Raw genomic sequence first — 13,453 nt, 5'->3', positions numbered from 1 at the left:
ATGTGGATTTCAGTTTTTAGTTAGGCCAAAACAACCGCAAAGATTTTTAGCAATACCGCCCAATAGTTAGCTGTAATGGAATTGAAGGTTTGATTGGGTGTGGGAAGAGAGCGATCGCAAATTTTGCAAGAGTGGTAAAGGTAGATGGATCTGATACTGTGTCACACAACCGCAGATTTTGATGCTCTGGGGGCAGCTGTAGGATTATCGCGCCTGAAAGCTGGGGCGAAAATTGTTTTGCCTGGGGGCGCACATCCAGCGGTGCGGGATTTTTTGGCATTGCACCGGGATGAGTTTGCCTTGATCGAACGTCGATCGGTTAATGCCAAACAGATTCGTTCTCTGACTGTAGTCGATACGCAACAGCGCGATCGCCTCGGCAAAGCAGCTGAATGGTTTGACTTACCCCACTTGAATGAAATTGTCCTCTACGACCATCACCCAGCTCGAGATAGCGACATTCCAGCTACCCAAATTTATCTTGAGCCAGTCGGAGCCACTACTACCCTGGTAGTCGAACAGCTACAAAAAAGCGATTGGGGACTGAGTAAAGAATCTTCCCAATCCAAAATCGGCATTCCCAGGCAGTCGTCTGGGAACGAGCCAAAATCCAAAATCGAACTGACACCGGCTGAGGCGACGGTGATGGCGTTGGGTATTCATGTAGATACGGGATCGCTCACTTTTGAGCATACGACGCCAAGAGACGCCACCGCTTTGGCTTGGTTAATGGCCCAAGGGGCGAGTCTGAAAGTGATTGCCGAATATATTGACCCAGGTTTATCTCGCCAATTGCAAGAACTGCTCAAAGTTGCTCTGGACAATATGCAGAGGATAACCAAATGGGGTCACACTATATCTTGGTGTTTGCTGAGTACTTCCGGTTTTGTGCCGGGGTTATCCAGTCTTGCATCCCAACTGATCGAGCTAACTGAAAGCGATGCTTTGCTGCTGGCTGCGAGATATCAGCAAAAGGAAGTGGGGGAGACCTGGAGCGGGGGAGATGGGGAGAATTGTGAGATAGCAATCACAAATGACCAATCACCAGTTACCAATCCAAAATCCAAAATCCAAAATCCAAAATCCGACGATCGATTGACGATCGTTGGTCGATCGCGTATTTATGGCACTGACCTCAACCAACTTTTCCAAGAAATCGGTGGTGGGGGTCATTCCCAGGCGGCGTCTGCAAATTTGCGATCGGTCGATTCGCAAGCAATATTAGAACATCTGGTGGAACAGCTGGAAAATCAAATTCCCCATCCCCCTACGGCAAGAGAATTGATGTCATCCCCAGTGCGGACAATTCGCCCCGATACCACAATTGAACAAGCGCAACGAATCTTGCTGCGTTACGGACATTCTGGTTTATCTGTGGTAAATGCTCAAGACGAATTGGTTGGCATTATTTCGAGACGAGATATCGATATTGCTCTGCATCACGGTTTCAGTCACGCGCCTGTAAAAGGCTATATGACTACTAATCTAAAAACGATCGCTCCCGATACGCCATTGCCAGAAATTGAGTCGCTGATGGTGACTTACGATATCGGCAGATTGCCAGTTTTACAAAATGGGCAGTTAGTGGGAATTGTGACCCGCACGGATGTGTTGCGGCAATTGCACCAAGAAAAGGCAAAATTCAACAGTCAAAAGTCAAACGAATGGAAAGATGATTCGCTTTTGTCTTTTGCACTTTGCCTGCTGCCTTCTGTTCGCGATCGTCTCGCTTCTCCACTTTGGCAATTACTGCAAAAAGCATTTCAGGAGGCAGAAACACGAGGCTGGCATCTTTATTTAGTTGGTGGTGCGGTGCGGGATTTACTTTTAGCTGATAATGAAGGACAAGTACTGCTTGAAGATATAGATTTAGTCGTAGACGGCTTTCACCGATCGGCTGATGTCGGTGCTGGTGTAGAATTAGCTAAAGCGCTTCAGCAAGTTTATCCGGCTGCTCGTTTAGAAGTTCACGGTCAATTTCAAACAGCTGCTTTGTTGTGGCACAATGACCCAGATTTAGGTTCTCTTTGGGTTGATATTGCGACGGCAAGAACGGAATTTTATCCTTATCCGGCTGCTAATCCAGAAGTGGAAGCGAGTTCGATTCGACAAGACTTGTATCGGCGCGATTTTACTATCAATGCTTTGGCCGTAAGGTTAACAGAACCGCGTGCGGGTGAGTTACTAGATTTCTTTGGCGGAGTATTGGATTTACAATCTCAACAAATTCGAGTTTTGCACGCTAATAGTTTTATTGAAGATCCGACGCGGATTTATCGGGCTGTGCGATTTGCCGTGCGTTTGGGATTTGAAATTGAACCGCAAACAGAAAGATATATTCGTCATGCGATCGCTAGCGGTATCTACGAACAAGTTCAGGGCAAAAATGGTCGAGCCCCAGCCTTGGAAACTCGCCTCAAAAGCGAATTGAAATATATTTTGCAAGCTCCTTACTGGAAAGCTGCTTTAAATTTACTGGCAGATTTAGGTGCGTTGCGCTGTATCCATCCTACCTTGGAGTTGGATAAAAATTTGTGGTGGCAGGTGCGTTTGCTCGCTCGCTGTTTGCGGCGGTTCGATGCTCAAAAAAGTTTAGAACATTGGCAAATGCGACTGGAAGTTTTAATTGCTTATCTAGCGACAGAATATCGCGGCAAGGTGGCAAATAATCTCCAATTACCTACAGATAGTATTGCTCGTTTGCAAAATTTGGATAAGGCTCAATTTGAAGTTGTCGAAAATTTACCCAAATGCGAACAGATCAGTAAATTAGTGCAATTGTTACGCCGCTACGATTTGCCTACTTTAATTTTAGTTGCTGTGAAAAACCCAAGATTTGTGCGTAGAAATATTTGGCGATATTTGACAGAATGGAGAAATATCAAAGCACCGCTAAACGGCAACGATCTGAAAGCTTTAGGATATAAACCTGGGCCACAATATAGCAAAATGTTAGATGTTTTGTTAGCGGCAACGCTGGATGGGGTAGTCTGTGTTAACGAAGCATCTCCCCAGGAGATTCGCGCTGCTGCTGAAGCGTTTTTGGCAGAACATTTTCCCCTTGCTAGTAAAACCAAATACTAGCTGCATTTTATATGTCGAAATGGTGCATCAAATATGTGTGATTTATCTACCTTAAAAATTGTTTACATCAATTATGTGGAAAAGGCTGAATACCTTTGTTAAAGATTGGGGTGGCGTACTAATTATAGCCCCCAATGTAGCCGCGCTATTAATTGCACTGCGCCTAGCCGGATTTTTACAATCTCTGGAATGGGCAGCCTTAGATCGTTTTTTTCTTCTGCGTCCGTTGTCATCTCCCGATTCGCGTATTCTGATTGTAGGGATTTCTGAATCGGATATTAGAAAAGTTGGCAAATGGCCTATTCCCGATGGCGATATCGCTCAGTTAATAGAGAAAATAAAACAGCAAAAACCAAGCGCGATCGGTCTTGATGTTTATCGCGATTTACCAGTAGAACCAGGTCATCAAAAGCTAGTTCAAGTTTTTCAGACAACTCCTAATTTGATAGGAGTAAAAAAAGTAAGTGGCGCTCGAAATGGTTTTGCAGTTAATCCATCATCAATACTGGCTAATAAAGGACAAGTTGGTGCTAGCGATCTAGTGATAGATGCAGATGGCAAAGTTCGTCGGGGTTTCCTATATATAGGAAATAATAACGGTGAAGTTGTCCCCAGTTTACCTCTGAAGCTCGCTTTTATTTATCTGCAAAGTAAGGGAATTATTCCGAAAAATGCGGCAGTAAATCCTGAATATTTACAATTGGGTAAGGCGGTATTTATTCGTTTTCAGCCGAATGATGGAGGCTATGTGCGTACTTCGGCAAGCGGATATCAGGTGCTGATGAATTTTAGAGGGCCGCGAGAAACTTTCCAAATCGTCACGATGATGGATGTTTTGGAAAATAGAATTCCAGCCAATTTGATGCGCGATCGCATTGTGTTAATTGGTTCAAATGCCGCTAGTTTGCAAGATTATTTCCAGACTCCTTACGATGATACTATTATTTCGAGTTTTCCCAAACGTACTTCTGGAGTAGAAATTCATGCCAACTCGATCTCCCAAATGATTGCAGCTGCACTTGATGGACGACCTTTGATTCAAGTTTGGTCTGAACCTTTAGAGTGGTTGTGGATTTTTGGGTGGTCGGTAATTGGTGTAAGTTTGGCTTTGTGGGGGAGATATTTTAGTACAAAATACCGAGTTTATTCAGCTTATTGGATAATATTCACAATTGCAATTGCCGGAGGAATTTTAATTATTGGTTCTTACCTAGCATTTTCGATCGGTTGGTGGATTCCAGTAGTTCCTTCGCTACTAGCTTTATCTGTTTCTCAGATGGCGATGGCTATTCACATCGCCAATTTAGAAAGGGAAGAACGTCAAGCTTTGATGAAGCTTTTTGAGCGCAATGTAACGCCAAAAATAGCAGAGGCTATCTGGCGCGATCGATCTAAATTTTTAGAAGAGGGAGAATTACAAGCCCAAGAAATGATGGCAACTGTCTTATTCACCGACTTAAAAGGTTTTAGCAGCATTGCCGAAAATATGGAGCCAAAAATACTGATGTCTTGGCTCAATGATTATATGAAAGTAATGACGCAAGTTGTTCTCGATCGCGACGGCGTAATTGACAAATTTATCGGCGATGCAATTATGGCAGTTTTTGGCGTTCCGATCCCATCTACAACTCCTGAAAAAATCGCTTTAGACGCCCAAAAAGCAGTCAGTTGTGCTGTCGCAATGGCAGAGGTATTAAAATCGCTGAACAGGCGGTGGCAGAGTCAGGGTCTACCTACTGTATGTATGCGAGTAGGCATTGCTACTGGTGTAGTTGTGGCCGGCAGCTTAGGAAGCGATCGCAGACAGGATTATACTGTGATCGGAGACACAGTTAATATTGCCTCGCGGCTGGAAAGTTATGATAAGACCCTTGATGGAGGTAGCTGCCGAATTTTGATTAGCGAAGACACTTATGTGTATAATCAAGACAAGTTTCTCACCAAACTTGTCGGCAGCGTTTTGCTCAAGGGACGCGAACATCCTGTGAAGGTTTATCAAGTTTTGGTTGAATGAAACCAGTTGCTTTGTTAATAATTTTAACAAAGATTTGCTATGGCGAAATGAAAAATTAATCCAGGGAACCGCTATCATAAAAGGTTCGGCGGTATTAGAAGTAATCCAAACAGCGATGGTTTCTAAATAAGTAGATACATATGAGCAGACAGATTTCTATCTCAAGCAAAGCAATATTTACTGTAGCTCTAAGTCTGGATTTGTGCGCGATCGTCCTCTTGCCACACCAGGTATTATCTTTGACAAACAAAGTTGAAAGGGATTTCATTTCATCCGAAAATTTTCCAGCCTCCAATTTTGAGATAGCACAATACGTACCGCCAAAAAATTTAGGCGTACCTCCAGAAACTGCATCGGGAGCGACTCGTTCGGGAAGTTGTTCCAGAGATGAACAAAGTACAAGCATATTACTAACGGCTTTGATTCCCAGTTTGAATAAAGATGATAACTGGGCGTTAACGACAGCAGAAAATCCACAAATGTTTGTATATGTGCCCCAAACTTCCGCACGTATGGCAGAATTTGCCTTGCAGGATGAAGATGGAAAAGATGTTTATCGCACAACTTTTACCATTTCCGGTGCAGCAGGAATAGTCAGCTTTAGCGTACCGAAAAACGCTGTAAAGTTAGAAAAAAACCAAAATTATCATTGGTATTTTTCGATTTTTTGCAGTGACAAAAATCGGCGTCAGAGCAGTACAGTAGACGGGTGGATTCGGCGCGTGGAACTAAACTCTTTGCGGCCTAACTTGGCAAACGAACTAGAGGGAGTCGGGGAAAAAGAGCGATCGCAATTGTACGCCCAAAATGGCGTTTGGTACGATGCCCTGGCAACCTTAGCCGAACTGCGCCGTGACGATCCTAACGATACAGCATTAGCGCAAGAGTGGAAAAAACTATTAGAATCTGCCGGACTGAAAGAGTTAGGAGATTTTCCAATTATCCCACTCAACTAAAACGGTATAGTTTCTTCAAACTGAAAAATAATACAGTTTTGATGTTGATTAGGTAATTATGTCAAAGTGATTATGGCTCTCCCGTACTTGTGGTGATAACACAAGTTTATCATCTAGCTGAATCGAGGTTTTCAGCCTTATGTGCCCGACAAAAAAGTATAAGACGCTACTTTTTCCACCAAACATCCGGGAGAGCCATTATAATTTAGATTATACAGGCGAGAAATTAACACTGGGTATATTTACTTGAGATTGCCAGCCATAGGGCTAGCTTGAGGAACTAATTTGTACTTTGAAAAAACTATTTCTAGTGCAAACTATGCCAAAATCCACCCCTGTGTAAGTTTCAAGCCAGATTCAGTGTTTGTGTAAATTTAATACAAAAGGGAGAAGTTGTCTTATGCCTCAAAAAAATCTTGATGAACTTAAGCTTATCTTTAGAGAAGGGTTTAACCAATGGTGGTCAGAAGAAGCTGAGGACTATGAATTGTCTGAAGAAGAGTTGGAAGTTGTAGCAGGAGGAGTAGAAGCAGGGTATGGCCTTTGTTATATAACAACATTATCGTGGTGTGATGTGAGTTGTCCTACACCAGAAGGGTAACCGTTCAAGGGGTGCGCCGCAGGCGCACCACCCCAAGAAGAGATGCAAAGGTTTTGGGGGAAATAAAGTGGTCTATCTTTTAAGTTAAGGTGAAGAGTTAAAGTTTTGATGAAACTGTACAATCACTTTCTCTGGGGCGCTAGAGCTATTATTATTTCCTGTTTGGTTAACTCCCCAAAATTTTTTTGGCAACAAGTAGCTCTAGCTCAAATCATTCCGGACACAACCTTACCCAATGCTTCTGTCGTCAACCCCCAGGAGGGAGTCAATGTTATTACTGGTGGTACGCAAGCAGGTAAAAATTTGTTCCACAGCTTTGTGTTGTTTTCTGTTCCCAATAACAACAGCGTATACTTCAACAACTCTCCCGATATTCAAAACATCTTTACTAGAGTAACGGGAGGGTCTTTATCTAATATTAATGGTATCATCCAAGCTAACGGCATAATTAACTTTTATCTAATTAACCCCAATGGAATTATCTTTGGCCCCAATGCGAGGCTAGAGATCGGCGGCTCATTTTTGGCAAGTACAGCCAGTAGCGTGAAATTTGCTGATGGCAGCTTTTTTGGTGTTGCTAACGCCAACCAAACTCCAACCCTACTAACGGTAAGTGTACCTACAGGTTTGCAATTTGGAAGCAACCCAGGAGGACTTGTCGTAAAGGGAAATCGACAAAATAGGAGCCAAACTAACGAAATTATAGATGCCACTACAGCTCTGCAAGTCGATCTAAATCAAACCTTAGCTTTAGTAGGTGGTAATATAGCTTTTGAGGGTGGAACTCTGAAGACACCAGGCGGAAGAATTGAATTAGGCAGTGTAGGCCCTAACAGCTTTGTTAACCTCAGCCCTCTAAACAAAGGTATAGCCTTGGGCTATGACGGTGTTTCCACTTTTGGAGATATTGAATTATTCCAGCAGGCAGCTATTAATGCTACTGGCGCAGGCGGTGGTGATATCCAAGTTTGGGCTAGGCGGTTAACTCTGAAAGATGGTTCCCAAATAGAAGCTAGTACTTTGGGTGCTCAAGCAGGAGGTAGCTTGAGTGTCAATACTAGCCAATCAATTGAATTAATTGGCACTTCCTCAGATGGTATACCCTCCGCCATAGCAGCTACGGTCGATCCTGAAGCTACTGGTGCTGGTGGAAACGTTTCTTTGGAAACTAAGCAGTTAATTGTTAGCAATGGAGCCCAGGTATTAACTCTCACCGCAGGCGCTGGCGCAGCAGGAAACTTAGCAGTGAAAGCCTCTGATTCAGTAGAATTGAGTGGGAATTCGGCTAGTAAAGTTCCCTTGTTGAGTAGGTTATCTACCACTGTCGCGAAGGACGGGACGGGTGCTGGGGGCAATCTCACTGTGGAAACGGGACGCTTAATTGTCAAAGAAGGAGCGCAAGTTTCAAGTGCTACGTTTGGCTTTGGCTCTGCGGGAAGATTGACGGTGGAAGCTTCCGAGTTAATAGAATTAACTGGTATTTCAGCGGATAGAAAGTTTAATAGTGGGTTATTTACTCAAGTTAACCCAGGCGCTCAAGGCGCTGGGGGAAATTTAACCGTGGAAACGGGAAGTTTAATCGTCACAGATGGAGCGCAAGTATCGACTGCAACCTTTGATGCTGGGAGTGGAGGAAATTTAGCAGTAAAAGCCTCAGATTCAGTAGAATTGAGCGGTACTGTTATAGCATTTAATAATCAGCGATTTCGCAGTGCTTTAGTAACCTCAGTCCAGAGAGGTGCTAATGGTAGTGGAGGTAATTTAACTGTAGAAACCGGGCGATTAATTGTCCGAGATGGGGCGCAAATATCAACTGCTACGTTGGGGTTTAAACCAGGAGGAACTTTAACAATAAATGCTTCCAAGTCAGTAGAAGTAATAGGAACGGCAGTAGATCCAAATTTTCCCAGTCGTTTGTCTGCTCGCTCCACCGATATTGCAGATGCGGGAAATTTAATAATTAATACTGGACAGTTGACTGTCCGAGATGGCGCTCTAGTTAATGTGAGTAGCACAGGAACGGGAAATGCTGGTAACTTAGAAGTCGTGGCTGATGCTGTTTTTTTGGATAATAAAGGCTCTCTGGAAGCGGAAAGTGCTGGAGGGGCGTTTGGCAATATTAGATTGAATTCCCAATCCTTAATAATGCGTCGAGGTAGCACCATCACTACTAACGCTACGGGCACAGCTACGGGCGGTAATATTTCCCTTAACATCAACAATGGTGTTTTAGCTGCTTTAGAAAATAGCGATATCAGCGCCAATTCCACAGAATCTCAAGGCGGTACAGTTACTATCAACGCTCGCAGCATCTTTGGCGCACAACAGCGCACGCGGGAAGAACTGGAAAGCTTACTAAATACCGATAATTTAGATCCGGCACAACTGCCAAGTAGCGACATCACCGCTACAGGTGCAAATCCTTCGTTAAGCGGTACTATTACAATCAACACCCCCGACGTTGACCCCAGTTCGGGATTGCTCCCTTTACCGGATAATGTGGTTGATGCCACCTCTCTTGTTGCTTCTGTTTGTAGCCGCAGCAAGGAGAGTTCTTTCACCGTTACCGGTAGAGGTGGGATACCGCCAAGTCCAACAGATGCTCTCGCGGATGAAGCTACTTGGATGGATGTGAGAGCAAGAGGAAGAGAACAGGAGAGCAGGAGAGTGGGGGAGAGAAGCAGCCGTTCCCAGTCAAAAGTCTCCAATTATCAAATTGTGGAAGTGCAAGGATGGATACTTAATTCAAAAGGAGAGGTGGAACTGGTAGCGCAAGTACCAAATACGACACCTCACAGTTCTGGATTTTCACAACAGCAATGTTATGCGCCTTAATTTGAGATTTTTTACTAATGTGTTCGCTCGCTGGGGAATCAATTCCCTGGCGGGCAGAATCGGAGGTCTCTAATGTCTATTAGACAATTGTTGAGAAAGGCGTTCCCGCAGGGTACCGGATGGGATATCGCATTTTTATCACAATCCCATATCCATCGTTTTAATCTATACCAATATCGACGACAAACTAAAAAGTGGCTAATCCGATTTGCACTGGCATTTTTAGCCGCGCTTGTGGGTGCTGGCGTTTCGATCGCACTCACGGGAAATGGGATATGGGGAATCGCAAATGGCAAAGAACCAATCCCTAATTCCCAATCGCCGATACCCAATTCGCAACAATTATTGGAACAGGGGATAAAATTTTTCCAAGCCGAACAATTTTCTCAAGCGGCAGAAGTCTGGCAACAAGCTGCTGCTGCATTTAAAGCTTCTGGCGATCGACTCGGTGAAGCTCAAGCTTTAAGCCATTTGTCTTTAGCTTATCAACAATTAGGAAAATTGGCAGAAGCTCAAGATGCGATCGCATCTTCTCTCTCCCTCATTCGCAATTCAAATAACAATAGCGAATCGGGAATTATTCTGGCTCAAGCTTTAAATGCCCAAGGTCATTTACAACTTGCTTTGGGAGAATCGGAAGCTGCTTTAAAAACTTGGCAACAAGCAGCGACAACATATTCCCAAATCGGAGATAAAGAAGGTGCGATTGGCTGTCAAATAAATGAAGCCCAAGCACTGCAAAATTTGGGTCTTTACCGCCGCGCTCGCAAAATTCTAGAAGAAGTAGAAGTATCTCTGCAAACTCAACCAAATTCTTTGGTGAAAGCAACAGGTTTGCGTAGTTTAGCTAATTCATTGCGTGCGATCGGCGAATTGGAAAAATCGCGCCAATTGTTGCAAGAAAGCTTGATCGTAGCCCAAGAGTTGCGATCTCCAGCAGCAATTAGCGCGGCTCAATTCAGTTTGGGAAACACCAACAGAGCTTTGGCAAATAGAGCAAAATATTTAGAGAATACAGCATCTGCAAAAACTGAAGTACAAGCTGCTATCAGCGCGTATCAACAAGCAGCGGAAACATCGAATTCTCCAATAATGCGCGTGCAAGCACAAGTGAATCAACTTAGCTTACTGGTTGAAGAAAGACAATTTAGCGAAGCGGAAAATTTGCGCTCGCAAATTCATCTAGAACAATTACCTGTCAGTCGCAGATCTGTATTTGCTCGCATTAATTTTGCTCAAAGTTTAGCTAAATTGGGAAATGGCGAGTCGGAAATTAATAATCGCGATCTGCAACAAACATTGCAATTACCGCTTGCTAATAACCAAGAAATCGCTCAAATATTAGCTAAAGCAGTTCAAGAAGCCAGAAGTATAAAAGATACACGCGCTGAATCTTTTGCTCTCGGTAACTTGGGAGCATTGTACGAACTAGCTCACCAAGCTAAGGAAGCCGAAAATCTCACTCAACAAGCACTTGTTTTGGCACAAGCAATTAACGCTGCCGATGTTTATTATCGCTGGCAATGGCAGTTAGGAAGATTGCTCAAAACTCAAGGGGATGAAAAAGGTGCGATCGCAGCTTACAATGTAGCAGTTGAAACCCTCGAATCCCTACGCAGTGACTTAGTTGCCATTAATGCCGATAATTCAGATATCCAGTTTTCTTTCAGAGATAGCGTAGAACCTGTTTATCGCGAATTTGTCGATTTATTAGTAAGCACAAAAAGCGAACAACGTCAAGATAAATTACGCCAAGCGCGTTATGCGATCGAAGCTCTCCAACTAGCAGAATTAGACAACTTCTTTCAAGAAGCTTGCATCAATGCCAAACCTGTACAAATCGATCGAGTTGATACCTCTGCCGCCGTTATTTATCCGATTATTTTGAAAGATAAATTAGCCGTTATCTTCGCATTGCCAGAATCAGGTTTACGCTTATATACTACCCTCAAACCAGAGAGCGAAATCGCAAGTATTCTCGACGAACTGCAACAAGACATAGGTAGGATTGCAGCTAACAATGAGCAGGTTTTGCGTCTTTCACAACAAGTATATGACTGGATTATCAGACCGGCAGAAGCAGAATTAGAGAAAAACAAAGTGCAAACTTTAGTGTTTGTACCAGATGGTTTGTTGCGAAATATACCAATGGCTGCTTTGCACGATGGGAAGCAGTATTTAATCGAAAAATATAGCATTGCTCTTACCCCAGGATTACAGCTACTCGCGCCTCAACCTCTGAGAAGAGAGCAATTTAGAGTGCTGACAGCCGGTTTATCGGAAGCACGCCAAGGATTTCCCGCCCTTCCTAACGTAAGACCGGAATTAGAACAAATCAAATCACAGGTAAACAGTCAGGTTTTGTTAGATAAAGAATTTACCGATAACAATTTACAACAAGCGCTTAATGTTCTTCCTTTCCCCATCGTGCATATTGCCACTCACGGTCAGTTTAGTTCCCAAGCCGAAAAAACTTTTATCCTGACTTGGAATGATAAAATTAATGTCAAAGATTTAGATATTTTACTGCGCCGGAAACAACAAAAATTTTCTCGTCCGATCGAACTGCTTGTATTTAGCGCTTGCGAAACCGCAGATGGTGATAATCGCGCCGCTTTGGGATTAGCGGGAGTGGCGGTAAAAGCAGGCGCACGCAGCACTCTAGCAACTTTATGGCGAGTCAGCGATGATTCAACAGCAGCTTTGATGGTGAAATTTTACAACGAGTTAGCCAAGTCTGGCATAACAAAAGCTGAAGCACTCAGACAAGCTCAGGTACAGCTTTTGCAGTCAAAGCGATACAAATTTCCTTATTTTTGGGCTCCCTACGTTTTGGTAGGCAATTGGCGATAATTTTTCTAGGGGCTAGGGGTTAGGGGCTAGGGGTTAGGGGAAGAAAGAAGATTGCAAATGAAAATAAAAAAATTATTTTCAATTTGCAATCTGAAATTTAAAATTTGCAATTCCCCAACACCCATTCAGAAATCAAAGTATTCACCTGTTCCGGTACTTCGTCATGAGGACAATGCCCCGCTCGCAGATAGTATTCTGTTAGTTCGGGATAAAATTTACGAAACTTTACTCCCCGTTCTTTTACATTCATCCAGGGGTCTGCTTCTCCCCAAATTAACAACAGCGGACAAATTAATTGTTTCAACAAAACATCCACTTTTTCGCCTTGAGGGGTACTGAACACAGAGGCAAAAACTTGGGGGGCACCGGGATCGCAAGAAGGACGATAAATATCTTCTACCAGATCGTCGGTAACTGCACTTTGGTCAAGATAAAGTTTTTCCAAAGTTTTACGAATTACAGAACGTTGTCGCAGGTACTGAAACAGCAAGTAATTAGCCCAAGGTTGGCGGAGAATAGATAGCATAATCTCACCCCAAATCTTTCTGACAAGATCGGGTTGGGGCTGAGGTTCGATCTCGGTAAATGGCCCAGCACTGTTGATCAAAATCAGTCCTTTGGCAGAGTCGGGACATTGCGCCGCTACGCACAAACCGGCATAGCCTCCCAGAGAGTTTCCTGCCAATACAGCTGGTTGACCGATCGCTTCGGTGATGAAATCATGTAGTTGATCGCGCCACAAATCGCCGCTATATTGCCAGTTTGGTTTAGCCGATCGCCCAAATCCCAACAAGTCGATCGCCCAAACTTCATAATCTTTGCACAACCCAGCGATATTTTTGCGCCAGTGATCTGTGGAACCACCAAATCCATGAATTAACAGCAGTGGCGGACGTTCCGAGTGTTGTTGTCCAGCTCGCACATAGTAGATGGGTTGCTCTCGCCACGACCAGTATGCACCGGGTATGGAAGTTGCTGAGGAGACGAGGGTTGCCGACATTTTCCCCGTAAGTACTAAGTTTCGTAAACTATTTTAATTTTTCCTTTGTGCCAAAACAATTGTCAGTTGTCAGTGGAGGAGTGGGAGAGTGGGGGAGTGGGGGAGTGGGG

General features: G+C 43.8%; 7 protein-coding genes. 6 read left to right on the top strand and 1 reads right to left on the bottom strand.

Translation table 11 applies throughout. The annotated features are described in order from the left end of the window. The first annotated feature begins 144 nt into the window (after window positions 1-144). The 6 genes from H6G03_RS10270 (at window position 145) to H6G03_RS10245 (ending at window position 12,343) form a co-directional block, all read left to right on the top strand. On the top strand, window positions 145-3,084 hold the full coding sequence (locus H6G03_RS10270) for a CBS domain-containing protein (RefSeq protein WP_190464279.1): 2,940 nt from the start codon (window positions 145-147) through the stop codon (window positions 3,082-3,084). A 73-nt stretch (window positions 3,085-3,157) separates the two neighbouring features. Then, window positions 3,158-5,098, top strand: a complete 1,941-nt coding sequence (locus H6G03_RS10265; RefSeq protein WP_190464278.1) for a CHASE2 domain-containing protein — start codon at window positions 3,158-3,160, stop codon at window positions 5,096-5,098. Between the two features lie 140 nt (window positions 5,099-5,238). Continuing rightward, window positions 5,239-6,054: a DUF928 domain-containing protein gene (locus H6G03_RS10260; RefSeq protein WP_190464277.1), complete on the top strand. Its 816-nt coding sequence runs from the start codon at window positions 5,239-5,241 to the stop codon at window positions 6,052-6,054. Window positions 6,055-6,454: 400 nt separating this feature from the next. Next, window positions 6,455-6,655, top strand: a complete 201-nt coding sequence (locus H6G03_RS10255; RefSeq protein ID WP_190464276.1) for a hypothetical protein — start codon at window positions 6,455-6,457, stop codon at window positions 6,653-6,655. Window positions 6,656-6,763: 108 nt separating this feature from the next. Next, window positions 6,764-9,490 (top strand): beta strand repeat-containing protein, encoded by a 2,727-nt coding sequence (locus tag H6G03_RS10250; RefSeq protein ID WP_190464275.1) that lies wholly within the window; start codon window positions 6,764-6,766, stop codon window positions 9,488-9,490. Between the two features lie 72 nt (window positions 9,491-9,562). Further along, window positions 9,563-12,343 carry a CHAT domain-containing protein gene (locus H6G03_RS10245; RefSeq protein ID WP_190464274.1) on the top strand — a complete coding sequence of 927 codons (2,781 nt, stop codon included), beginning with the start codon at window positions 9,563-9,565 and terminating at the stop codon, window positions 12,341-12,343. Window positions 12,344-12,440: 97 nt separating this feature from the next. Here H6G03_RS10245 and H6G03_RS10240 read toward each other — a convergent pair whose 3' ends face one another. Continuing rightward, the gene (locus H6G03_RS10240) at window positions 12,441-13,343 is read right to left on the bottom strand and encodes an alpha/beta fold hydrolase (RefSeq protein ID WP_190464273.1); all 903 of its coding nucleotides are present in this window, start codon (window positions 13,341-13,343) and stop codon (window positions 12,441-12,443) included. Window positions 13,344-13,453 lie beyond the last annotated feature (110 nt).

This window comes from Aerosakkonema funiforme FACHB-1375 (assembly GCF_014696265.1).
GTDB lineage: Bacteria > Cyanobacteriota > Cyanobacteriia > Cyanobacteriales > Aerosakkonemataceae > Aerosakkonema > Aerosakkonema funiforme_A.
This window is presented reverse-complemented; position numbering and strand designations above follow the sequence as displayed.